17 protein-coding genes and 8 pseudogenes are annotated in these 23,634 nt (G+C 36.3%); 11 read left to right on the top strand and 14 right to left on the bottom strand.

The features are described from left to right. Positions 1–630: pseudogene (locus CWATDRAFT_RS15425) on the bottom strand (ISAzo13-like element transposase-related protein); the annotation flags it as partial. A gap of 368 nt (positions 631–998) precedes the next feature. Between CWATDRAFT_RS15425 and CWATDRAFT_RS15430 the strand changes: the two are divergent. Then, positions 999–3,845: a cation-translocating P-type ATPase gene (locus tag CWATDRAFT_RS15430; protein ID WP_007305890.1), complete on the top strand. Its 2,847-nt coding sequence runs from the start codon at positions 999–1,001 to the stop codon at positions 3,843–3,845. A gap of 146 nt (positions 3,846–3,991) precedes the next feature. Further along, a complete protein-coding gene (rsmG, locus tag CWATDRAFT_RS15435) occupies positions 3,992–4,717 on the top strand; it encodes a 16S rRNA (guanine(527)-N(7))-methyltransferase RsmG (protein ID WP_007305891.1) in 726 nt (241 codons plus the stop codon). Positions 4,718–4,724: 7 nt separating this feature from the next. On the opposite strand, the gene CWATDRAFT_RS41020 is transcribed toward rsmG, so the two are convergent. The 4 genes and pseudogenes from CWATDRAFT_RS41020 to CWATDRAFT_RS33800 form a co-directional block, all read right to left on the bottom strand. Further along, on the bottom strand, positions 4,725–4,859 hold the full coding sequence (locus CWATDRAFT_RS41020; RefSeq protein ID WP_021831386.1) for a hypothetical protein: 135 nt from the start codon (positions 4,857–4,859) through the stop codon (positions 4,725–4,727). Positions 4,860–4,920: 61 nt separating this feature from the next. After that, the gene (gene rplI / locus CWATDRAFT_RS15440; RefSeq protein ID WP_007305923.1) at positions 4,921–5,379 is read right to left on the bottom strand and encodes a 50S ribosomal protein L9; all 459 of its coding nucleotides are present in this window, start codon (positions 5,377–5,379) and stop codon (positions 4,921–4,923) included. Positions 5,380–5,819: 440 nt separating this feature from the next. After that, positions 5,820–7,444: pseudogene (locus CWATDRAFT_RS15445) on the bottom strand (IS1634-like element ISCwa1 family transposase). Positions 7,445–7,526: 82 nt separating this feature from the next. After that, positions 7,527–7,784: pseudogene (locus CWATDRAFT_RS33800) on the bottom strand (DUF2887 domain-containing protein); the annotation flags it as partial. A 180-nt stretch (positions 7,785–7,964) separates the two neighbouring features. Here CWATDRAFT_RS33800 and CWATDRAFT_RS15450 point away from each other — a divergent pair. Next, positions 7,965–9,248: an RNA-guided endonuclease InsQ/TnpB family protein gene (locus CWATDRAFT_RS15450; RefSeq protein WP_007305892.1), complete on the top strand. Its 1,284-nt coding sequence runs from the start codon at positions 7,965–7,967 to the stop codon at positions 9,246–9,248. Between the two features lie 27 nt (positions 9,249–9,275). Here CWATDRAFT_RS15450 and CWATDRAFT_RS33805 read toward each other — a convergent pair. Continuing rightward, a pseudogene (locus CWATDRAFT_RS33805) lies at positions 9,276–9,386 on the bottom strand (DUF2887 domain-containing protein); the annotation flags it as partial. Positions 9,387–9,420: 34 nt separating this feature from the next. Continuing rightward, positions 9,421–9,937 (bottom strand): annotated as a pseudogene (locus CWATDRAFT_RS33810) (DUF2887 domain-containing protein). Positions 9,938–10,035: 98 nt separating this feature from the next. Here CWATDRAFT_RS33810 and gatA point away from each other — a divergent pair. Then, positions 10,036–11,484 carry an Asp-tRNA(Asn)/Glu-tRNA(Gln) amidotransferase subunit GatA gene (gatA, locus tag CWATDRAFT_RS15465; protein WP_007305893.1) on the top strand — a complete coding sequence of 483 codons (1,449 nt, stop codon included), beginning with the start codon at positions 10,036–10,038 and terminating at the stop codon, positions 11,482–11,484. Between the two features lie 46 nt (positions 11,485–11,530). After that, a complete protein-coding gene (locus CWATDRAFT_RS15470; protein ID WP_042711613.1) occupies positions 11,531–12,418 on the top strand; it encodes an alpha/beta hydrolase in 888 nt (295 codons plus the stop codon). A gap of 104 nt (positions 12,419–12,522) precedes the next feature. Here CWATDRAFT_RS15470 and CWATDRAFT_RS15475 read toward each other — a convergent pair whose 3' ends face one another. After that, positions 12,523–12,897, bottom strand: a complete 375-nt coding sequence (locus CWATDRAFT_RS15475; RefSeq protein ID WP_412093224.1) for a hypothetical protein — start codon at positions 12,895–12,897, stop codon at positions 12,523–12,525. Between CWATDRAFT_RS15475 and CWATDRAFT_RS15480 the strand changes: the two genes are divergently transcribed. The 3 genes from CWATDRAFT_RS15480 (at position 12,885) to CWATDRAFT_RS37285 (ending at position 14,712) form a co-directional block, all read left to right on the top strand. Continuing rightward, complete coding sequence (locus CWATDRAFT_RS15480) at positions 12,885–13,565, top strand: serine/threonine protein kinase (RefSeq protein WP_007305895.1); 681 nt, start codon at positions 12,885–12,887, stop codon at positions 13,563–13,565. The genes CWATDRAFT_RS15475 and CWATDRAFT_RS15480 overlap by 13 nt on opposite strands. Before the next feature lie 62 nt (positions 13,566–13,627). Continuing rightward, on the top strand, positions 13,628–13,882 hold the full coding sequence (locus tag CWATDRAFT_RS39885) for a hypothetical protein (RefSeq protein WP_007305896.1): 255 nt from the start codon (positions 13,628–13,630) through the stop codon (positions 13,880–13,882). A gap of 416 nt (positions 13,883–14,298) precedes the next feature. Beyond that, complete coding sequence (locus tag CWATDRAFT_RS37285) at positions 14,299–14,712, top strand: hypothetical protein (RefSeq protein ID WP_007305897.1); 414 nt, start codon at positions 14,299–14,301, stop codon at positions 14,710–14,712. 329 nt (positions 14,713–15,041) lie between these two features. Here CWATDRAFT_RS37285 and CWATDRAFT_RS15495 read toward each other — a convergent pair. Next, positions 15,042–16,666, bottom strand: a pseudogene (locus tag CWATDRAFT_RS15495) (IS1634-like element ISCwa1 family transposase). Positions 16,667–16,786: 120 nt separating this feature from the next. On the opposite strand from CWATDRAFT_RS15495, the gene CWATDRAFT_RS15500 reads away from it, so the two are divergent. The 3 genes from CWATDRAFT_RS15500 (at position 16,787) to CWATDRAFT_RS15510 (ending at position 17,691) form a co-directional block, all read left to right on the top strand. After that, positions 16,787–17,041: a pentapeptide repeat-containing protein gene (locus tag CWATDRAFT_RS15500; protein ID WP_007305898.1), complete on the top strand. Its 255-nt coding sequence runs from the start codon at positions 16,787–16,789 to the stop codon at positions 17,039–17,041. A 153-nt stretch (positions 17,042–17,194) separates the two neighbouring features. Then, on the top strand, positions 17,195–17,422 hold the full coding sequence (locus CWATDRAFT_RS15505; RefSeq protein ID WP_007305899.1) for a type II toxin-antitoxin system Phd/YefM family antitoxin: 228 nt from the start codon (positions 17,195–17,197) through the stop codon (positions 17,420–17,422). Continuing rightward, the gene (locus CWATDRAFT_RS15510) at positions 17,422–17,691 is read left to right on the top strand and encodes a type II toxin-antitoxin system VapC family toxin (RefSeq protein WP_007305900.1); all 270 of its coding nucleotides are present in this window, start codon (positions 17,422–17,424) and stop codon (positions 17,689–17,691) included. The genes CWATDRAFT_RS15505 and CWATDRAFT_RS15510 overlap by 1 nt, the downstream gene beginning before the upstream one ends. 17 nt (positions 17,692–17,708) lie before the next feature. Here CWATDRAFT_RS15510 and CWATDRAFT_RS15515 read toward each other — a convergent pair. From CWATDRAFT_RS15515 to CWATDRAFT_RS15535, 5 genes and pseudogenes are all read right to left on the bottom strand, one after another. After that, positions 17,709–19,226 (bottom strand): annotated as a pseudogene (locus CWATDRAFT_RS15515) (IS5-like element ISCwa2 family transposase); the annotation flags it as partial. Between the two features lie 325 nt (positions 19,227–19,551). Continuing rightward, a pseudogene (locus tag CWATDRAFT_RS15520) lies at positions 19,552–19,992 on the bottom strand (DUF29 domain-containing protein); the annotation flags it as partial. 365 nt (positions 19,993–20,357) lie between these two features. Next, the gene (locus CWATDRAFT_RS15525) at positions 20,358–21,566 is read right to left on the bottom strand and encodes a class I SAM-dependent methyltransferase (protein ID WP_007305912.1); all 1,209 of its coding nucleotides are present in this window, start codon (positions 21,564–21,566) and stop codon (positions 20,358–20,360) included. Positions 21,567–21,651: 85 nt separating this feature from the next. Continuing rightward, entirely contained in the window at positions 21,652–22,644 is a 993-nt protein-coding gene (locus CWATDRAFT_RS15530; RefSeq protein ID WP_021833327.1) for a glycosyltransferase family 2 protein, read from the bottom strand. Positions 22,645–22,676: 32 nt separating this feature from the next. Further along, a complete protein-coding gene (locus CWATDRAFT_RS15535; RefSeq protein WP_007305910.1) occupies positions 22,677–23,549 on the bottom strand; it encodes an FkbM family methyltransferase in 873 nt (290 codons plus the stop codon). Positions 23,550–23,634: the final 85 nt, after the last annotated feature.

A 23,634-nucleotide genomic window follows, 5' to 3' on the forward strand; every position in this document is an offset into this window, starting at 1 on the left:
TTCCCATATCATGATCTTGAGCTTGATTATAACCTCTGGTTTGTCCGCCACGTGAATATTCTCCTATTTCCACAGTTGCTTTACAATCCATACTTAAACGTTTCACAGAAGGGTCTTTTTTTCTATCTTTTTTCTCTATATTCTCGAAGATAGCGTCCGTCTCCGAGATTTTTTTTTAGGTTTAGCTTTTACCACTTTTCTTAATCGATAGCCCAAACAATTTAAAATATCTGCCATTGTCGAAGCAGCAGGAACCTCCCCTCCATTATATCCTAGATTTCTTAATTGTTTAATGGCTTCAGCCGCCGTTAATCTTGTATAGGCAATGGGGTTATTAAATGTGGGGTTTTGTTGTGCGTGAGCTTCGGCTATTTCTTTCAATGATTGGGCAACTATTGGGTATCTTTCCTCCCATTTTTTACATCCACTATTGACTGATTGTAATCCTAAACACACTATCCCAGTTCGTTTTTCATGTAATCCAAGTTGAACATTTTTTCTCCCCCAACCAAACACGATTTCGGTTTGTCTGGCACTTCCTCCACAATACTTGAGACACATTTCAGCTTGAAATGAACGACGCTCTGCTCCCGTCATTTTTGAGGCTGCTAAACGTAAATCATCGACCATCGACGGGGTTAAGGGATGATTTGTCTGTTTTAGCTTTAATTTACTCTCTCTAATCTTTTTACCTCTTCATTTTAATCTATTTCTTCTGTTTTTTCAGACAAGCCAATTATGAAATTTTAAAGTTGTGTACCAAGATCCGCTAACTCTCTGTTCCTTTTATTTCTTGAAAGCCTTTAGTCCAAGCGATTACCCCCTATGGGAAAAGCTTTCTCGGAAATCACCTGATTATTAGCAAAATAATTTAATGATTCGTAAAAATTTAAGTCGATAAAAGAAAAGAGAATTTACGATTTTGTGATAAAAGGCAACAGTTGAAAAACTTAACAGTAAGATCAATAGGAGTAGAGAATTAACCCATCCTTGTTGCTGTGATCAAATCCTATTCTGCCCATACCCTACCGCAACAGAAACAATCCTGGCATACTTATTCTGTGGCGAAAACCCTAGAAACTTTGGGAACTAACCCCCAAAGCGGCTTAGATACGGAAAATGCTGCTCAACGACAACAGCATTATGGCCGCAACGAAATAGAAGAGAGCGCAGGCCGTAGTAACTGGGAAATACTACTCGATCAGTTTACTAACATTATGTTGATCATGCTGATCGTGGTAGCTATTATTTCCGGTATTTTAGATATTGTGGAATTACGCAACAGTGGCACAACTAAAAGCGGACTTCCCTTTAAAGATACTATTGCTATTTTTTCCATCGTTATCTTAAACGGACTTTTAGGCTATTTACAAGAAACCCGCGCCGAAAAAGCCTTAGCTGCTCTAAAAAAATTATCCTCCCCCCAAGTACAAGTAATACGAGAGGGAAAACGTCAAGAAGTGGATGCACCTCTATTAGTCCCAGGGGATATAATTTTAGTCGAAGCAGGGGACACGTTATGTGCTGATGGTCAAATTGTAGAAGGATCTCATCTACAAATACGAGAGTCAGCCTTAACAGGAGAGGCACACGCTGTTGAAAAAAATATCTTAACTCAAGGTTTACAAGAAGATACTCCTATCGGCGATCGCGTTAATATGGTCTTTACCGGAACAGAAGTGATCCAGGGAAGGGCAAAAGCTGTGGTTACCGGTACAGGAATGGACACAGAACTGGGGAAAATCGCCGAAATGTTACAATCGGTGGAAACAGAGGAAACCCCGTTACAGCGACGTATGACCCAGTTAGGGAACGTCTTGGTAACAGGTTCATTGGTGATGGTTGCCTTGGTAGTTGTTGGGGGAACCCTCAAAGCAGGTTGGGGACTCCTGCAAGAATTAATTGAAATATCCTTGAGTATGGCCGTTGCTGTTGTCCCGGAAGGTTTACCAGCAGTTATCACCGTTACCCTAGCCTTAGGAACCCAACGCATGGTTAAACGCCACGCCTTGATCCGTAAACTGCCAGCAGTGGAAACTTTGGGATCGGTTAACGTTATTTGTTCCGATAAAACAGGAACCCTAACCCAAAATAAAATGGTTGTCCAAGAAGTAGAAACCCTCGAAGGCAACTATCAAGTAACAGGAACAGGATACGAACCAGTTGGGGAGTTTATTTGTAGCGAAGCGAAAAGTAGTATTCGTTGTAGTCGTTTTGGTGCCTTAGAAGCCTTATTATTTACAGGGGTATTATGTAATGATGCTCATTTGTCCCAAGAAGGCAACGACTGGAACATTATGGGCGATCCCACCGAAGGATCTTTACTCGCTTTAGCCGGCAAAGCGGAGTTACAACAGTCAGTCTTGGAAAAACAATATGCAAGAGTTGGAGAGTTTCCCTTTACTTCCGAACGCAAACGCATGAGTACGATCTGTCAAGGTAGTCAAACAGGCGAGCGCTTGCCCAGTTGGCAAAGTCAAGGAGATCATCAATATCTCTTATTCACCAAGGGTTCCCCCGAATTAATTTTAGAACGATGTCAATATTATCAACAAGGAAAACGGGTTCATCCTTTAACCGAGGAACAAAAAGAACAAGTATTGCGCGGTAATAATGGTATGGCGAAACGTGCTTTACGGGTGTTAGGGTTGGCCTATAAACCTTTAGAACAGATACCAGACGCAACGGAAGCAGAAGAAGCAGAACAAGGGTTAGTTTGGTTAGGGTTAGTGGGAATGATGGATGCACCTCGACCAGAAGTTAAGGCCGCTGTTGCGAAATGTCGGGCTGCTGGTATTCGTCCCATCATGATCACAGGGGATCATCAAGTCACCGCCCAAGCTATTGCGCAACAGTTAGGTATTATCCAAGCAGAGGATCATATTTTAGGGGGACGAGAGTTAGAAAAGTTATCCCAACCCCAGTTAGAGGAAGAAGTAGAAAGGGTCAGCGTTTATGCCCGTGTTTCCCCCGAACATAAATTACGCATTGTCCAAGCATTGCAGAAGCGCAATAAATTTGTGGCTATGACTGGCGATGGGGTGAACGATGCTCCCGCCCTCAAACAAGCTGATATCGGTATTGCTATGGGTATTACAGGTACGGATGTGAGCAAGGAAGCTAGTGATATGGTCTTGCTGGATGATAACTTTGCCAGCATTGTTGCTGCCACGGAAGAGGGACGGGTAGTTTATAGCAATATTCGTCATTTTATTAAGTACATTTTGGGTAGTAATGTGGGGGAAGTAATTACTATTGCTGCTGCCCCATTAATAGGACTCTCTGGTGTGCCTTTAATCCCCCTACAAATTCTTTGGATGAATTTAGTAACCGATGGTTTACCGGCGTTAGCTTTGGCAGTGGAACCGGCTGATCCTCATATTATGGAACGTCCTCCTTCTAGTCCCCAAGAAAGTATTTTTGCTCGTAGTTTGGGGTCTTATATTGTTCGTATTGGCATCATTTTTTCTATCGTTACTATTACTTTGATGCGTTGGGCTTTTAATGATGCACAACAACCTGGACACGATCCTGAAAGTTGGAAAACAATGGTCTTTACCACCCTTTGTATTGCCCAGATGGGTCATGCGATCGCTGCTCGTTCCAGTACCCGTTTAGCTATAGAAATGAATCCCTTTTCTAACCTTTATCTTTGGGCTGCTGTTATTGTTACGACGATTCTACAATTAATGTTAGTTTATGTTGCTCCGTTACGGGCTTTCTTTAATACAAGGATGTTAACAGGAGAACAATTAGTTATCTGTTTACTGTTTAGTAGTTTGATGTTTGTTTGGGTAGAGTTTGAAAAGATTATCTTACGTCTTTATCGTAAATTTAAACATTAATCCCTTGTAGGGGTCAACGGCCGTTGACCCCTACGAAAAGCAGAATGGATGCTTTTTTAATGAACTAAATGTACATCTTAAGTTTATATTATATACACGACAAGCTTATACTATTAAAATAACATGTATTTTAAATACTTGATTTTATGCAATTACCAACCTTTAACGATATTTGGCAAGATAGTTTACAATGGCAACCCACACAAGAACAACTAGAACAATGGGAAAAACTTTACCAAGAAATCATATTAATTAATCGTCAAATTAATTTAACTCGAATCACCGAACCTAACGACTTTTTGGAAAAGCATTTATGGGACTCCTTAGCTGGTGTAATAGGTTTGGATTTTTTGAACTATGAAGATTCATTAAAAGTAGTTGACATTGGTACAGGCGCAGGGTTTCCTGGTCTTCCCATTAGTATTATTTTTCCCCATTGGCAACTAACATTACTAGATTCAACTCGTAAAAAAATCAATGTGATTAAACTATTTTTAGAAGCATTAAAATTAAACAATTCTCAAACATTTATTGGTCGTGCAGAAGACATAGGACATATCCCAGAACATCGAGAACAATATGATTTAGGGTTAATTCGTGCAGTAGGAGAACCCTCTGTTTGCGCTGAATATGTTTTACCCTTTCTCAAAGTAGGAGGAATCGGGGTTTTATATCGAGGAAACTGGCAAAAAGAAGAAGAAATAAACTTAAATAATGCTTTAAAACAATTAGGAGGCAAACTTATCTTAGTCAAACAGTTTGAAACCCCTTTAACTAAAAGTATACGCCACTTTATTTATGTTGAAAAAATTACTAATATTCCTGAATATTTCCCTCGTCCTGTAGGTATTCCTAAACAAAATCCATTATAATTTTCAATCAATAACTATTATTAAAGGTAACAGGACGAATCCCTGCCCATACCAGGAAGGTAACATAACCTAAGACTGCACCTACGATGAGAAAGTAGGTTTGGGGTAAACGGAAGAGTTTTTGCCAAGATACACCAAACATAAGAATTTCTGAGAGTAGAGGTAGGTTGAAACCCTACCCCTTACTATAACCAAAATCATTTCTAAAGGGGAGCAACTTGAATCTCAATAGTTGCTGTAACTTCGGGATGAAGTTTCACCGTTGCTTCGTAGAAACCAGTTTTATTAATGTCAGGAACAGTAATACCCCGACGGTCCACTTCTTGGTTGGTAGCGGCTTGGATAGCTTCAGCCACTTCTGAACTGGTAACAGTTCCAAAAATAGCCTCTCCTTCCCCAACTTCTTTACGGATAGTAAAGCGTTTGATGGTTTCCAGGGCTGTTTTGCGACCTTCAGCCTCTTGTCTTTGGGCCAAGAGTTTTTGTCTTTCTTTTTCCTTGCGTTGTTCAACCTGTCTGAGAATTCCAGGTGTAGCAAGAGTGACTAATTTTTTAGGAATTAGATAATTTCTAGCGTATCCTGGGGCAACTTCCACTAAATCGCCGTTTTGACCTAATTTATTAATAGATTCATTCAATACTACTTGAACTCGTTTTGCCATGATCGGTTATCCCTTTTGTAATTTTTTACCGCAATCTTTAATTATACAATAATCATCAAACACCACCAGTGATCGCTTAGTGGTCATACCTCAGAAAAAAATGGTTGTCCCGTTAAGGATTAAGTCTCGTGCCGAGATGATCGACGCAGCTATGGCCGAACGAGCAGAATGTGTTATGCTCAGGGAGCAGGCTTATATCCCAGATTCCGCACTTCAAAATGTAGTATAAAAAAATACATAGTTTCAAAAAGTCCGAAAATCATACCTGGGCAAGAATATTTCTCTTTTCATTAAATTTTTAGGAAAAATAATCAAATTAAGAAGATTTATACTCATTGAAAACTTAGTAAGACTCAGCACAAACGAAGGAGAGTTTCCTCTTCTCATTTGATATCATTAGACTCTTATTCTTTTATTATTTTTGCTTTATCCAATTCAATTTATAGATAATATCTTTGACAAGATGCAGGTAATAAACTCAATATAAAACGCCTTTCTTCTGTTAAATTGACAATTTGTTTAACTCCGTTTAAAATCACATAATGAATACCTTGAAAACATTGAAATATCCACCTCAAAGTCGGACGCAATGTTACTTTCCCTACTTGATTATTTATTCCTTTTTTGACTCTTTTTAAACAATTTCTTAATTCTCTTTGCCCCAAGTTATAAATCAACAAACACAAAGACATTAAAAATAACATTGTTTCTATTCTTTCTGGTTTTTCAACGAAGAAACTATCAGTAAAAAATAAGGGATCTTTCAAAAATCGAAATCCTCTTTCCGTAGATTGCTGGTTTTTATAAGTTATCAGAATTTCACTAGCTTCTAATTTATTTTCCTCTACTAAGTTAGTTGCTAAAATAAATTTTCCTGCTTCTTTAGTCTTTCTACTTATCTCTTCATCTTTTTTGATGATCAGACTAATCATTTTATAAATCTTTTCCTTTTTTTTCGAGTAAGTTTCAATCAGTTCAACTTCTTTTATTTTCAACAATCTCAATTTTTTATTAATAGCTTTTAATTTATATCGAGCAGCTTGAGGATGTTCAAATTCTTCAGATTGTATTTCTTTAAGAAATTTTTGGGATTTCTTCTCTTCTTGGGAAAGTTGTTTTTCTAGTTTTTCCAAATCACTTTTCTGTCTTTTTTCACTCAAGACTATTAACCAAGTTTGCTTGATTCCACCATAAGTAACAATTTCTTCTTTCCAGGTATAACTTTCTAAATTTAGGTCACTTCTTTTTTCTTTATCTTCATCTTTTACTTCTTCCACCTCTATATTTTGCACTAATTCTTTTGCTTTTTTTATGGTCATTGGAACTCTCGTTATCTATTTTAAATGTTGGATTAGTTGGAGATTTCTTGACCATATAAAGCACTATCACAAACCATGATACTATCAAACTTTATTTGCTTTTTGAATTCTACTAAAACTTTTCCAAATACAGCTTTATCAGATTCATTTCCATCTCCTACTCTCACAAATAATGGAATATCTCCATCTTGGCTTGTTATTAAATCCAAGACACATTGTTTTAAGTCTGGTCTATGATCCCGAGAATATCCTTTCTTAATAAAAATTGGTCTTTCTTTAATAATTTTTTCTTCTTCCTGTTTCTCTTTATCTTCTTCCCTTTTATATTCTCCATCTAAATGAAATGATGTGGAATCTAAATGGGAGTATTTAAGGTCTATTTTAAATTTTTTAATTACTTCTAAAACTACTTCAATAAAAATATCATTTAGTCCATATTTATATAATTCATCCATTACTCTCCCAATTTTATCATCATTAAGGTAATCAGGTTTAATTCTTTCTCCTAACAATTTCTCAATGGCTTTATCTTGAAAAAACTGACTGAATAAATATAGAGGTCTTGAAACAAATCCTAGTCCATTGATTAAAATAGACTTAACTACTGTACCTGCTGAGATTTTTTCTCTAACATCTATTCCTAATTTATTATTAATTATTTTGACTATTCCTATTTCATCAATTAAACCAGCTACTATCCCTAAATGGTCTAAATTTTTAACTTGTATTTCTTCTAAATAAGACATTTTTCGCTCTTTTTTTACAGAGGAAACAACTTAAGCAATTATCCCACTTTTTTGTCTTCAAGAGCTTAAGCAATTATACTTAATTATTAACCCCGGGCTTGTAGTATTTAATGCTACTTTTTGAAGTGCGGAATCTGGGATAGATGATTACGCCACGCCAATCATTGGTTAACTCGGTTTGACTCAGATATGAGGATATTTCCGCAAAAAAGCGACCATAAAAGTCATCATCCTTTTGAAACTGTACCTCACAAAAGTAAATCGGTACATGAGGATTATTATTTTGCGGTAGAAATATCCCATCAATGCGAAAAGATAACTGCTTAACCTCTAGGGAGTTAACTGGGATGTCGGGCTAAGTCCCACGCTATAAACGAGGGGGACTCATCGAACCGTAGGTGAGTACCCCTCGTTTATAGCGTGCGGATAAAGCCCGACCAATATATTAACGTGCGACAGCACAACCTTGGGATTGATAATTTATGTTACCACTTTGTTATTTTTGTGCTAACATATTATCATGACTCTAACACTCAACTACTCGTACCGAATCTACCCTGACAGCAAACAAGAGGCAATGTTAGACCAATGGCTAGAAATTTGTCGCTGTTCATATAATTATGCTTTGCGTGAGTTAAAGGGTTGGATAGCTTCGAGGAAGTGTCCAGCAGATCGGTGTAGTTTGCAGTCAGAATATATCATGTCGGCTGATTATCCTTTTCCTAGTTATCATCAGCAACAAAACCAATTACCAAAGGCGAAAAAAGTATTTCCTGAATTAGCTTTAGTCCCAAGCCAAGTCTTGCAAACTAATGTCAGAAGACTACATGATGCTTGGGACTTTTTTCGTGATAGAGGATTTGGATTTCCTCGCTTCAAGAAATATGGACAGATGAAATCTTTATTATTTCCTCAGTTTAGGAGCAATCCTTTGACAGGATGGCAGATCAAATTACCTAAATTGGGAAAAGTACAGATAAATCTTCATCGTCCAATTCCTAATGGTTTTGTCATTAAGCAGATACGAGTAGTCAAGAAAGCAATGGGGTGGTTTGCCGTAATTAGCATTCAATCTGACATTAACTTACCTGAAATTGAGGCTCCTTTTGGGCATCCTTTAGGGTTAGATGTCGGGCTTTCTAGTTACTTAGCTACCAGTGATAACTATATAGAAAAAGGGCGTAAATTCTTCAAGACCGAACACCGTCGGCTGAAAGTGCTACAACGTCGGTTAAGTAGAAAACAAAAGCGTTCTAATAACTATGAAAAAGCTAGAAAGAAAGTAGAAAAGCAACACAATCATATTGCTTTCAAGCGTAAAGATTACCAATTTCAATTAGCTCATAAAGTCTGTGATATGGGAGACAGTATCTTTATGGAGGATATTGACTTTCGTACAATGGCTAAGGGCTTTCTTGGTAAACATACTCTAGATGCAGGTTTTGGACAATTCAGAGATATTCTCAAATATGTCTGCAAAATTAGGGGAAAATATTTTGGATTAGTTGACCACCGAGGAACTAGCCAAACCTGTCCTAATTGTCGTGCAGAGGTTAGGAAAACTCTTGTCTTAAGAGTTCATAACTGTCCTGAATGCGGATATGAATGTGATAGAGATGTTGCCAGCGCGCAAGAAATTTGTAATCGAGGAATAGAAACTACTACCCTGGGACTCAGGGGAAAGGAAACCGTCTGTCAAGTCGAGGTGTCGGGGGTGATGAGCCTAGATAACTGGCGTAGGGGAATACCCCTGTGGGCAGAAATATCCCGTCGTGAGTCGGGAAGCCCACGCTATACTGCCTAGCAGTTAGCGTGGGAGGATGTCACAACAAACCGACTCGAAACAATAGTTATTTGCTTCCGTTGCAGGAAGTTGAATCAGTTCAAAGAAAATAGACGGAAAAGATTGAAAGAGACGATAAAAGATATTATCTGTTTTCATGCTTCTATTCTACGTTTATAGGTGGGAGGAAGGTTTAAAGCCCTTCCTTTTTTTGTATATTTCTAACCTGTTCAATGTCTAACTGTAAAGCTTCGGCAACCTGTTCAACGGTTAACCCCAATGCTAACAAACGAGGGACAGTTTCTAGTTTATTCTCAAATCTGCCCTCTTGACGACCTTCCTCAAGAACATCTTGAAAATATCGAGTTTGCTTTAATTCATCTAAACTAAACATGGCTTCTACCTCCCTACGAGTTAAACGGGGTAATTTATAAACAAGAATCGGTTTTACTCAAATACATGAATATTTCTTCAAAAAAGCGACCATAAAAGTCATTATCCTTTTGAAACTGTACCTCACAGAAGTAAATCGGTACATGAGGATTATTATTTTGCGGTAGAAATATCCCATCAATGCGGAAAGATAACTGCTTAACCTCTACCGAGTCAAAAGAATAGTTATTTGCTTCCGTGGCAGGAAGTTGAATCAGTTCAAAGAAGATAGAAGGAAAAGATTGAAAGAGACGATAAAAGATAGTATCTGTTTTCATCCCTCTATTTTTCGTTTAATCAGGATGCGTCAAAATGTTACTATTTTTAATTGGTGGGCATGTAGCGCATCCCCTCCCTTCATTGAAAAAAATAGACTATGACATCTATCCGCGAACTCCATCAACAATTAGTCAACAAAGAACGATCTGCCGTTGAGATTACCACAGAAGCCTTAGAAAGAATCAACGCAGTGGATGAACAAGTTAAAAGTTTCCTGCAAGTTACCGCCGATCACGCCCTGGAAACCGCCAAAAAAGTCGATGCCAAAATCGCCAAGAATGAAGAAATTGGCCTGTTAGCTGGTATTCCCATCGGTATTAAAGATAATATGTGTACCACAGGCATTAAAACCACCTGTGGCTCGCAAATTTTAGCCAATTTTGTCCCTCCCTACGAGTCCACCGTCACCCAAAAATTAAAAGACGCAGGGGCCGTTATGGTAGGCAAAACCAACCTGGATGAGTTTGCCATGGGAAGTTCCACCGAAAACTCCGGTTATCAAGTCACCGCCAACCCTTGGGATCTTTCCAGGGTTCCAGGGGGATCATCAGGGGGATCAGCCGCAGCCGTAGCCGCCTCAGAATGCGTTGTATCCCTCGGTTCTGATACTGGGGGTTCGATCCGTCAACCAGCCTCTTTATGTGGCGTAGTGGGGCTAAAACCCACCTATGGGTTGGTTTCTCGCTATGGGTTGGTAGCTTATGCCTCTTCCTTGGATCAAATTGGACCCTTTGCCCGCAACGTAGAAGACGCAGCCATCTTATTAGGGGCGATCGCAGGTTATGATGCCAAAGATTCCACCAGCATCAACACCCCCATCCCCGACTATACCCAATTCCTTAAACCCTCTTTAGAAGGGTTAACCGTGGGAGTCATTGACGAAACTTTCGGGGAAGGATTAGATCCCGTGGTAGCTAAAACCGTTCAAGATGCGATCGCCCATCTGAAAACTTTAGGGGCAAAAGTGGTTAATATTTCCTGTCCCCGTTTCCGTTATGGTCTTCCTGCATACTATATCATCGCCCCTTCAGAAGCATCCTCAAATTTAGCCCGTTACGACGCGGTAAAATACGGTATTCGTGAAGATGCAGATACCCTCATCGATATGTACACCAAAACTCGGGCCAAAGGGTTTGGTAATGAGGTGAAACGACGCATTATGATCGGAACTTATACCCTATCGGCCGGTTATTATGACGCTTATTATCTGAAAGCGCAAAAGGTTCGCACCTTAATTAAACAAGATTTTGATGCAGGGTTTGAAAAGGTAGACGTTTTAGTTTGTCCTACGTCTCCTACAACCGCATTTAAAGCAGGGGAAAAAACATCTGATCCCTTGAGTATGTATCTATCTGATTTAATGACTATTCCCGTTAATTTAGCAGGTTTACCAGGGATGAGTATTCCTTGCGGTTTCGATGAGCAAAATCTACCCATTGGCCTACAATTAATCGGTAATGTTCTCGAAGAAGGCAAACTGTTTCAAGTTGCCTATGCTTATGAACAGTCTACAGATTGGCACAATCAAGTACCTCCCTTAAAGTAAAGATATCATAATATATTAAGGTGTAAAAATTGAGGAGAATTCCCGAATCATGAATAATCTTTTATTGAAAGGATTACTAGGTAGTGTTGGTGTCGGAGTGATAGCTTATCTATCTCTGTGTGTTGCTTTGATTTGGGGTCAAAATCGACTAATTTTAAAGCCATCCTTCGCCATAAGCACAAATCCTAACCAGTTAGGAATGTCTTACGAAGATGTCTGGTTACCGGTGACCACTTCTCAAGGCAAAATAGAAAAAGTACATGGTTGGTGGATTAATCCTAATCCCCATCCAAAAAAAGTCTTATTATATTTGCACGGTGTTGGTGGCAATGTTAGCTACAATTTAAGCACAGTTCAAACCTATTATGATCAGGGATATTCTGTTCTTATTATTGATTATCGGGGTTATGGACTCAGTAAAGGTCAATTTCCCCAAGAATCGGAAATATACCGTGATGCTCAGGTAGCATGGGATTATTTAACCCAAGAACTTCAAATTGAACCGCAAAATATCTTTATTTATGGTCATTCTTTGGGTGGGGCCGTTGCTATTGATTTAGGAGTTCATCAACCAGATGCAGCAGGGGTTATTGTAGAAAATACCTTCACTTCTATGATGGATATGATTGATCATTCAGGGTTTATTTATCAACTATTTCCTAGCAAATTATTGTTACATCAACGCTTTGATTCTTTAGGGAAATTATCCTCATTAAAAGTTCCTTTACTGTTGATTCATGGAACTAGCGATCGCACCGTTCCATACACCATGAGTGAAACCCTATTTAAAGCTGCTACCGTTCCTAAAAAACTTGTCCTAGTGGCAGGTGCTGATCACGTTAGTATTAGTGCGATCGCTTCTGAAATATACATCAAAGCTTTACAAGAATTTGAAAAATTAGTTAACCAAAATAAGAAAGAGTTAGCTTTATAATGAACAATTAACAATTAACAATTAACAATTGTCATTGGTGAGGAACGAGAAATCTCCATAACCTTCTAATCATAATAGGTAGTTGTCTATAAATTCTAAAAAATCTAAGGATTACCTATAAAGAATGTTCTAAAACCTGCCGTTGCTATGGCTCCAGCTAAAAGGACAATTAAAGCCCAAACTTGATTTTTTTGGGTTCCTTCCACTGATTGTAATCGATCATTCATTCCCTCAACTTTTTCAGTTAGTTTTGTTTGTTTTATTTCTAGACTGTTCAGACGTTCTTCTACTTTCTCAAATTTAGCCTCAAACTTTTTATCAAGAGCATCTATTTTTGCCTCAAACTTTTTATCAAGAGCATCTATTTTAGTCTCGATTTTATGCTCAAGTGCGTCTATTTTAGTATCGATATATTTTAACTTACCCATAAATAACCTAAAAATTATTGAATATTTAAGCAAAATTAATGGCTTGGTCAAAAGGAAAAACATTAAAAAATGACAGATACACTATCCAAGAAATCCTTGGGAGAGGACGATTTTCTGTTACTTATTTAGCTAATGATACTCAAAATGATCATAAAATTGTCATAAAAACGGCAAAAGATGTATGGTTAAATCCAATTAAATTCCAACAGTTACAAGATAGTTTATCTAAAGAAGCTTTTGAACTAGCAAAATGCAACCATCCTCATATTGTCCAGGTAAAAGAGCGTTTTAGGGAAGAAAATATTTTGTGCATTGTTATGGAATATATTAGTGGGCAAACCTTGGACAAAAGAGATAACAAAATTATTCCAGAAAAGGAAGGATTAAATTATATTCAACAAATAGGAAACGCTTTAATAGAAGTGCATCGTCATCAATTATTACATCGAGATATTAGACCTGGAAATATTATTATTCGCACGGGAAAAGCAGAAGCAGTATTAATTGACTTTGGTTTAGCCTTAAATTTTGATCATGAATTAACCAAAACGAGAACTGAAGAATTAGCAGAAGGTTTTGCCCCTATTGAATGTTATTCTCGTGATGGAAAAAGGTCAGCTTATACCGATATTTATTCTCTCGGGGCAACTTTATACGAATTATTGACAGAAATAACCCCGTCAGTGCTATTGAACGTAAACTGGAAAATAAACCCTTAATTCCCCCCAAAACTATTAATTCTGCTATTAGCGATCACACTAATAATGCTATTTTGAAAGCAATGGAACTCGAAGCAAGCGATCACCCTCAGTCAGTACAAGATTGCTTGAAACAGTTGGGGTTATCTATTCCCAAAGGGGTGAAAACCTCCTCAAGTCTAGGTTTTTCCATCAACTGGACTCTGTTCTGGGGTGGTGTTACTGCGATCGCTACTTTATTAACTGCGTTAGGACTTCCCCAAATGGTTGAAAAATGGTTAACACCCCAACCCACTCCTACTGTTTCCCCTAGTCCTTCTTCTACCTCTAAACCTTAAAGCTTTTTCCAAATTCATTATCATTGAAGTCTAGTAGTACAGAAAAACCTTTACAAAGATATTTATGTATTATTTTAAGGTTGAAAGTCCTCTTATATTTATTTTCTGGGCTGCTTTTTAGTACAGAAAAACCTTTACAAAGATATTTATGTATTATTTTAAGGTTGAAAGTCCTCTTATATTTATTTTCTGGGCTGTTTTTTAGTACAGAAAAACCTTTATAAAGATATTTATGTATTGTTTTGAGTTTGAAAGTCCTCTTATATTTATTTTCTGGGCTGTTTTTTAGTACAGAAAACCTTTACAAAGATATTTATGTACTGTTTTGGGGTCAAAGTTCCATTTTCTGTTTTCCTCAAGTACAATTTCAGAGAAAGATGTAAAGTGAACATATTAATGAGGCTATCCTAGAAGGAATGGCATTAGAAAAAGAAGATCGTCCCCAGTCAATCTCAGCATGGCTTGGGTTATTAGAAACACCTCAACCCCCTCCTCCTGTTGCGCCACAGTATCGAAAAGAGGAGATTAAACCAATATCATACCCTAGTAATAAAAATGTACGCCCTGTTCGTCTCAGAGCAAGAAAAATTCCCTGGATAAGCTTAATTACTAGTTTTGTACTTTATAGTATTTATGGTGCAATTATGGCAATAATCCTATCTCCCTTGTGGGTTGTGGCATTGGCATTGGCATTTGTATCGGTATTGTCATTGGCATTGGCATTGGCATGGGAATCTGCATGGTCATGGGCATTGGCATTGGCATTGGCATTGGCATTTCCCGCATTTCTCACAAATTCTGCGATCGCTAAACTTCAAACCATTATGTAGTCTGAGTTTAACCTTGATTTGAGGGGCGAGTAAAAAATAACAGTGTGCCATTTTAAGCGATCGCTTGAAAAATAAGCCACATCTAACCCAGATTCCGCACTTCAAAATGTAGTATAAAAAAAATACATAGTTTTAAAAAGTCCGAAAATCATACCTGGGCAAGAATATTTCTCTTTTCATTAAATTTTTAGGAAAAATAATCAAATTAAGAAGATTTATACTCATTGAAAACTTAGCAAGACTCAGCACAAACAAAGGAGAGTTTCCTCTTCTCATTTGATATCATTAGACTCTTATTCTTTTATTATTTTTGCTTTATCTAATTCAATTTATAGATAATATCTTTGACAAGATGCAGGTAATAAACTCAATATAAAACGCCTTTCTTCTGTTAAATTGACAATTTGTTTAACTCCGTTTAAAATCACATAATGAATACCTTGAAAACATTGAAATATCCACCTCAAAGTCGGACGCAATGTTACTTTCCCTACTTGATTATTTATTCCTTTTTTGACTCTTTTTAAACAATTTCTTAATTATCTTTGCCCCAAGTTATAAATCAACAAACACAAAGACATTAGAAATAACATTTTTTCTATTCTTTCTGGTTTTTCAACGAAGAAACTATCAGTAAAAAATAAGGGATCTTTCAAAAATCGAAATCCTCTTTCCGTAGATTGCTGGTTTTTATAAGTTATCAGAATTTCACTAGCTTCTAATTTATTTTCCTCTACTAAGTTAGTTGCTAAAATAAATTTTCCTGCTTCTTTAGTCTTTCTACTTATCTCTTCATCTTTTTTGATGATCAGACTAATCATTTTATAAATCTTTTCCTTTTTTTCGAGTAAGTTTCAATCAGTTCAACTTCTTTTATTTCCAACAATCTCAATTTTTTATTAATAGCTTTTAATTTATATCGAGCAGCTTGAGGATGTTCAAATTCTTCAGATTGTATTTCTTTAAGAAATTTTTGGGATTTCTTCTCTTCTTGGGAAAGTTGTTTTTCTAGTTTTTCCAAATCACTTTTCTGTCTTTTTTCACTCAAGACTATTAACCAAGTTTGCTTGATTCCACCATAAGTAACAATTTCTTCTTTCCAGGTATAACTTTCTAAATTTAGGTCACTTCTTTTTTCTTTATCTTCATCTTTTACTTCTTCCACCTCTATATTTTGCACTAATTCTTTTGCTTTTTTTATGGTCATTGGAACTCTCGTTATCCATTTTAAATGTTGGATTAGTTGGAGATTTTCTTGACCATATAAAGCACTATCACAAACCATGATACTATCAAACTTTATTTGCTTTTTGAATTCTACTAAAACTTTTCCAAATACAGCTTTATCAGATTCATTTCCATCTCCTACTCTCACAAATAATGGAATATCTCCATCTTGGCTTGTTATTAAATCCAAGACACATTGTTTTAAGTCTGGTCTATGATCCCGAGAATATCCTTTCTTAATAAAAATTGGTCTTTCTTTAATAATTTTTTCTTCTTCCTGTTTCTCTTTATCTTCTTCCCTTTTATATTCTCCATCTAAATGAAATGATGTGGAATCTAAATGGGAGTATTTAAGGTCTATTTTAAATTTTTTAATTACTTCTAAAACTACTTCAATAAAAATATCATTTAGTCCATATTTATATAATTCATCCATTACTCTCCCAATTTTATCATCATTAAGGTAATCAGGTTTAATTCTTTCTCCTAACAATTTCTCAATGGCTTTATCTTGAAAAAACTGACTGAATAAATATAGAGGTCTTGAAACAAATCCTAGTCCATTGATTAAAATAGACTTAACTACTGTACCTGCTGAGATTTTTTCTCTAACATCTATTCCTAATTTATTATTAATTATTTTGACTATTCCTATTTCATCAATTAAACCAGCTACTATCCCTAAATGGTCTAAATTTTTAACTTGTATTTCTTCTAAATAAGACATTTTTCGCTCTTTTTTTACAGAGGAAACAACTTAAGCAATTATCCCACTTTTTTGTCTTCAAGAGCTTAAGCAATTATACTTAATTATTAACCCCAGGCTTGTAGTATTTAATGCTACTTTTTGAAGTGCGGAATCTGGGTTAAAGCCTACCTCAGTAACGCCAACCTCAGTAACGCCAACTTCAGTTACGCCAACCTCAGTAACGCCTACCTCAGTTACGCCTACCTCAGTAACGCCTACCTCAGTAACGCCTACCTCAGTAACGCCTACCTAGAAGGTATTAAGTGGAATAAATACACCAACTGGGAAGGCGTCCAAGGCTTAGAAACCGCTAAAAATGTCCCAGAAGCATTGAGGGAACAGTTATGGTTATAAACAGTTATAAACTACCAGTTTCCTAAAGTAGGGGTTAACGGCCGTTAACCCCTACAGCCTTAACATTCAAAAATTATCTTATCTAACTATATCAATGAAGTTAACGTTATGCTAGAATTGCCAAAAATATTAATTTAGGAAAGAAAATAAAAAATGGAAACCATAGATATTGATAAAGCGATACCTGAAATCAAGAAATTATTGGAAATAGCTGCAAAAGGAGAAGAAATTATTATTACAAAAAATAATCAACCAATGGTCAAAATAGAATCAATTAAAAACATAAATCAACGACCTTCTTTGTTTGGTAGTGATCGAGATATCATATCTATTACAGATGATTTTGATGAACCTTTAGAAGACTTTACTGAGTATATGTAATGAAATATTTATTAGATACTCATAGTTTAATTTGGTTTTTTGCCGGTCATCCTAACCTTAGTAATAAGGTTCGAGAAATAATGGAGGATGATAATCATCAAAAGCTGATTAGTTTAGTAAGTGTTTGGGAAATGGGAATTAAACAAAGTAAAGGAAAATTTAATTTATTCTTACCATTAGAAGACTATATCAACAACAAGATAAAACTTGAAGATTTTGACTTACTTCCCATTAAGTTAAATCATGTAAGTTTAATTAGGGTTTGCTGAAAAAGTTTCTCCAAAATTTATGCCACTTTTGACCAAGAATTTTCTGACAAATCAATAAGTTTTAGTACACAAAAATTGTTTAAAGTATAATCAAAATTAATGAAAGGCGGTTTGATGAGTTCCCCTGTTCTATTATTAGTAAATAAGGACAAAAAAAGCGACAAAAACTGCCTCAGAAGTTTAGAAAGATTGACAACTAAAAATGTAATAGCAATAGATGTAATGGAGGTTTCAGGGAGTTTTGTCATCACGAGATTTAGGCTAAATCTTCGTTTAGCTTGTCCAAACTTTCCCTCAATAGCATTACGGAAGCATTCATCGGAGTGGGCTTGTTTCTTTTCTTCTTCACTGACATTTTTCGGAGGTCTTCCTAACTTCGGACCACTGATTCTTATCCCTCTTTCCTTACACCAATTTCTGTTTTCCCTAGTTCGATAAATTTTATCTACATGGACGGATTCGGGATAATAGCCAAACGTTTCTTTATACTTTTCTACTTGTTCTTTAAAATGACAAGATTCATTGAAGTTTTCCCAACTTATTTTGTCTAGAAACACATAGTTATCTACACAGCTTACTGAGAGTTTAGCTCCAAAATCTATTGGTTTTCCTGCTTTTCCCCTCACTATTGGACGAATATGCGGTTGAGTTAAACTTACAATTCTTTGAGGAACATTCTGGGTCTTATTCTCCCACATTGACTGTTGTTGTTCATAAACTTTTTTGATAGTCTCTAGACAATTTTTCTGTCTTTTACTCAGATTTTCCTGGGAAGCCCCAGCTTGAATTAAGTCTTCTATATTTCCTAAATTTTTCTTAAGGTATTTTAACTGTTTCCCGATAGCTTTTCTTCTTTCTTGATAAGATACTTTTCGTTTTTTAGCTACTTTTAAGTATTCCTTTCTAGCAATTTTTCTAGAAGTTCTCGGCTTTTTTCTCAATTTTACTCTTAATGGTTTATAAAGATTATCTATTATTCTTTCTGTCTCAATTCTGGCTTGATTTAATATGCCTAAATCCGTTGGGTATTTGATGTCTGCTGGCGCACAAGTCGCATCTAAAATTAGTTTACCTTTATTTTTTATTTTTTCTCCTTTTTCTTGGAGACAATCCTTTTTTTTTACTTCTTTATCACTCTTGTCTATTTCTCTTTTTACTATTTTTTTATTGATTTTGTTTATCAATTCTCCATCAATTCTTTTCCTAAAATGAACTAGCATTGAAGATTCCAGTGGTGGCTCTTGTTGATAACAATTTAAACCTATAAAGTATTGTAGATAGGGATTTTCTCTAATCTGTTCTATAGTTTCTCTATCACTTGTTCCTAATTTTTCCTTAATAATTAATGTCCCTAATGCCATTCTAAATAGTTTGGCTGGCGCACCTTTTTCTGCTGAAAAAAGTTTAGCATATTCTTCCTCAAAATCATCCCAAGGTATCAACTCTGCCATGATTACCCAACGATTATTGGGGGACAATTTGCCCTCGAAAGGTAATTCAAATTTTTCTGGGGGCGGTAAAGGTTGCTCCTCTTTTCAATACATTTGTTCTTGACCAACAACTGGGGGGTGTTTCTACCAATTATAGCGGTTTGTAGCCGACAAAGCTGATCTTTTTTGCGATCGCGAATATGGGTGTAACCTTTTAAAGAATAGGGTTTTGCTTTTATTCAGCAAACCCTAGGTAGTTTAAGAGATAAAAAAGGGTCAAAATCAGGTTTTATCCTTAAAAATCTTGATCATTGCTGATTTTTTGTCTTCCCTTCCCAGACGAAATTGAAGATCCCCCCTTATTAAGGGGGGATGGGGGGATCAAAAGTAAGGATAAAAATAGAAAGTGTACCTCACTCCCTAAACGTATCTAATTTTTATTATCTTCGGGAAGATAATCAATAGTTAAAACTTCTATTTTAGAAAAGGGACAAATTTCAGGAAACGTTTTGATAGATAAACCTGTTTCTGCTTCGGCATATTTTCTGGCGTTTTGATAACATTTATTAAAAATTTGCTCATAATAGGGTTTATAACTGGGACTGTCTTGTAATTCGTCTAATATTCTATTTCGATCTTCAATAATAGAACGTTTCCAACTACCTGAGCGTTTATTTTGTTGATATTTCCATTTTAAAAGGTGCAGTAATAATATTTCTAGATTACTACGAAATCCTTTCTTTTCACTTCTTCTCATTGCTTCTATTTCTTCGATTAAATTTTCAATATCTAATTGCTCAAATTTGTTTTCTTTTAACAATCTAGCTGTTTCTTCTAACCAAAGATTAAAGTCTGTTTCATAAAGATTTTTTACTGTTTACATGATTATTTTTCCTGGGACTATTACCATCAATAAGATTAAGGTGGGCAATATTTAGAAGGTTTTGCTAATACAGAAATAAGGTTTCAGTTATGAGAAAAAGGCGAAGATGGTTTAGGTTATTTCCAGAATAGAATATACATTCTTTTCCAATTATTCCCCCCTTAAAAAGGGGGGTTAGGGGGGATTATAAGAGATATCCTTGATCAGACATCACCTTAACAGTGTTAAACCCCTACAAGGGGTATTTGTAGGGACATAATATTATTATGTCCTCATATGTTCTCTATTCTCACATATCATTACTGACTGCTATAGATATTAACAAATTTTAGTTAATATTGCCCACCCTACAATTAAATCTCTTGAGGATTAACAGGGAAATAGAACTCAATTCCTTTATCAATCAAGTGCTGATTATTAGCTAAAATCTCTTTTTTGAAGTTCCAAGCTAACACATAATAAATATCAGGAAGTTCCGTTAATTCTTTTTCAATGACAATAGGAATGTGCATTCCTGGAGAATAAAGTTCCCGTCTCAGTTCATTTTTTTCTACCAAATAATCCAGGTGATTTGTACCGACACCAAAGTAATTTAACATGGTATTACCTTTAACTGGTGCGCCAAAACCCCAGACGGTTTTACCTTCTTGTTTAGCTTTATCTAAATAGGCTAAATTATCAACTTTCATCTGTTCAATACGCTTAGCAAAGTCTAAATAAGTAGAGAATTCATTGCTTTTTTCTTCTACTTCTGCTTGACGCATTTTTTCCAGGCGATCGCTTGGCATTTTCTGTCCTTGATGAGTTACAAACCCAATAATTGAACCTCCATGAATGGGAGATAAATAGGCATCAAACATGGATAAACCATGACGGTTTAACAACACTTCAATGGTGTTGAGATTGTAATATAAAAGGTGTTCGTGATAGATTTGATCAAAAGCTAAATTATCAACAATGCGCTTCATATAAAGGAATTGAACCACAAAAACACCATTATCCTCTAATGCTTCTCTTATTCCTTCAGTTACAGAATGGAGTTCTTCTAAATGAAAAAATACCCCTGCTGCATTAATGGCATGAAATTTACGGTCAAGGCGTTTTACCACATCTAAATTAAAGAAATCATTGACCGTAGGAACTCCTGCATCTTGGGCTATTTTTGCGGTAGTTTTTGATGACTCTACCCCCAAAACATCGTAACCCAATGCTTGAAAATGTTTCAGTTGTGTCCCATCATTAGAACCGATATCCAAAACCGACTTATTAGGGGTATCTTTAAAAAAGCGATCATCGATTTCATGAGCAACATTTTTAAAGTGGTTGCTTAAAGATTTTGTCACACCAGAAAGATAGGTATGATCCCCAAACATGATCTCTTTTTTAACAGTATAATCTAACTGTACTGTACCACAATCATGACAGTATAGAACCCTTAAAGGATAAAAAGGTTCTTGGCCAACTTGTTCAGGTTTCAAGAAATTATTACACCAGGGTTGATGTCCTAAATCAATGGCTAATTCTAAATGAGTTGAATCACAAACACGACAGATAGTATCCAAGGTTAATTTTCTCTCCTAAATTAATTAATTATGTCTTCAGATATTAAAGCATTTTGTTGCTCTTTTATCCAGAATTAGTGACTTTTTAAGTAGAATTGTCTTTGGCATAAGTCATTGTATTCAGATTATGAATATAATCCCTGTTAGATAAATGCTCAAAGCCTAAACTTTCTCTCACTAAATATAGAGGACGGCGTTTATCTTCCCGATAAATACGACCAATATATTCACCAATGACTCCTAAAAAAATTAATTGTATCCCGCCAATAAACAAAATTGCAATGAAAGAAATAGTCCAACCAGGAACCCAACTAAGAGTAAATAGCCTAACAAATAAGGCGTATAGAATACCAAGAAAAGAGAGGGCAACTGTCAACAATCCGACCCAAATAGCTATTCTTAAAGGGACTAAAGAAAAGGACAAAATTCCATCGGCTGCAAAACGAATCATTTTAAACAGAGGATATTTACTAACTCCGGCAATACGAGGACTACGTTGATAGGAAACAGCAACTTGACGAAACCCAACCCAACTAACCATTCCTCGTAGAAAGCGATCTCTTTCTGGCATGATTTTTAGAGCTTCTACTACCCGACGATCCATTAAGCGAAAATCTCCTGTATCGAGAGGAATAGGTACATCGGACAAACGATTCATCATGCGATAAAACGCTTTAGCACTCCAAAGCTTAAAGGGGGTTTCTCCTTGTCTGTCAGTACGAACTCCATAGACCACATCATACCCCTCGTACCAACGATTGACCATCTCTTTAATCACTTCTGGGGGATCTTGTAAGTCCGCATCAATTAAGACAACAGCATCTCCACTAACATGATCGAGTCCGGCGGTTATAGCCATTTGATGGCCAAAATTACGAGATAAGAAGACAACTTTAACTCTTTGATCATGTTGCTGTAGTTGTCGCAGATGATTAGGGGTTTCATCTTGACTTCCATCATCGATATAAATTAGTTCAAATTGGGGAGTTATTTCTTCTAAAACGAAGATTAAACGATTGTGAGTTATTGGGATAACTTCTTCTTCGTTATAACAGGGCACAACAACTGAGAGTAACAACTCTTTCACTCCTCCTCACGTTTTTAGTTATCTTATTCTGCCCCTTGGGGAGTGCAAAATAAGGTATGTTCCTTCATTTGCACATCATAACCTAAGGCTTCTAGAAACGGTTGAACCCCTAATAAGGATGATTTGCCTGTTTTAACGTCCTCATGGATATCGATACAGAGATAGGGATGATAGCGATCTAAGGTGGTTTTTGCCCCCTGTAAGCCATATAGTTCAAAGCCTTCAATATCGATCTTCATGGCCTTGGGTTCAATGTTCATGGTAGCCACATAATCATCAATGGTGGTAACTTCCACGATATAACTCTCATGTTGACGATGACGGTTACTATCCGGTGTACTCAAGGTTGACACATCAGAAGCCCAAAAAAATTCTTTTTCTGGGGTGTATTCGAGAAATTCTGCTTTTCCTGGTTGGTCGTTTACAGCGCAGGGAACAATAGTTATGTTTTGGATCTGGTTAAGGTCTATAATTTGTTTGAGAAAGCTTTGGGTTTTTCTAGCTGGTTCAAAGGCGTGAATTTGACCTTTTTTGCCCACTGCTTGGGCTAGGGGTAAGCTAATGACTCCAAAGGCTGCCCCAACATCGAGAACCACATCACCGTAGTCGATTTTGGAGCATAACCAATCAGCGCAATGGGTTTCTATCATAAAGCTAAAATGATTTTTGTCCCCAATGACTAGGCAATGTTTGTATACTTTTAGGGGATCGATTGGGGCGAGGGCATTAATCTGATTAATACGGCACTGTACCACCGATCCTGATTGGATTAAGTCTAATATCTCCTGGAGACATTCCCGTTTTTGGGTGTGAAGCACACGATCAATCGCGTCTAAGGTGTCTACAATGCCGAGAACTCGACGTATTTTGGTAATTAAATAATCTTTAATGTCCATAAAAGCGTTTTATAGATAAATAGTTATGAATAGACTTGTTTAATGATTGTTAATGTTATTTGACCAGGAGTGGATTAATTAGTTC

The sequence above is a fragment of the Crocosphaera watsonii WH 8501 genome, assembly GCF_000167195.1.
Taxonomy (GTDB): domain Bacteria; phylum Cyanobacteriota; class Cyanobacteriia; order Cyanobacteriales; family Microcystaceae; genus Crocosphaera; species Crocosphaera watsonii.

Excerpts from the sequence above, each read along its gene's own strand:
- CWATDRAFT_RS15450 (WP_007305892.1), top strand. The coding sequence starts at position 7,965 with ATGACTCTAACACTCAACTACTCGTACCGAATCTACCCTGACAGCAAA.
- CWATDRAFT_RS15510 (WP_007305900.1), top strand. The coding sequence starts at position 17,422 with ATGAAATATTTATTAGATACTCATAGTTTAATTTGGTTTTTTGCCGGT.
- CWATDRAFT_RS37285 (WP_007305897.1), top strand. The coding sequence starts at position 14,299 with ATGGCATTAGAAAAAGAAGATCGTCCCCAGTCAATCTCAGCATGGCTT.
- CWATDRAFT_RS15535 (WP_007305910.1), bottom strand. The coding sequence starts at position 23,549 with ATGGACATTAAAGATTATTTAATTACCAAAATACGTCGAGTTCTCGGC.
- CWATDRAFT_RS15505 (WP_007305899.1), top strand. The coding sequence starts at position 17,195 with ATGGAAACCATAGATATTGATAAAGCGATACCTGAAATCAAGAAATTA.
- CWATDRAFT_RS41020 (WP_021831386.1), bottom strand. The coding sequence starts at position 4,859 with ATGTTTGGTGTATCTTGGCAAAAACTCTTCCGTTTACCCCAAACCTAC.
- rplI (WP_007305923.1), bottom strand. The coding sequence starts at position 5,379 with ATGGCAAAACGAGTTCAAGTAGTATTGAATGAATCTATTAATAAATTA.
- gatA (WP_007305893.1), top strand. The coding sequence starts at position 10,036 with ATGACATCTATCCGCGAACTCCATCAACAATTAGTCAACAAAGAACGA.
- rsmG (WP_007305891.1), top strand. The coding sequence starts at position 3,992 with ATGCAATTACCAACCTTTAACGATATTTGGCAAGATAGTTTACAATGG.
- CWATDRAFT_RS15480 (WP_007305895.1), top strand. The coding sequence starts at position 12,885 with ATGGCTTGGTCAAAAGGAAAAACATTAAAAAATGACAGATACACTATC.
- CWATDRAFT_RS39885 (WP_007305896.1), top strand. The coding sequence starts at position 13,628 with ATGGAACTCGAAGCAAGCGATCACCCTCAGTCAGTACAAGATTGCTTG.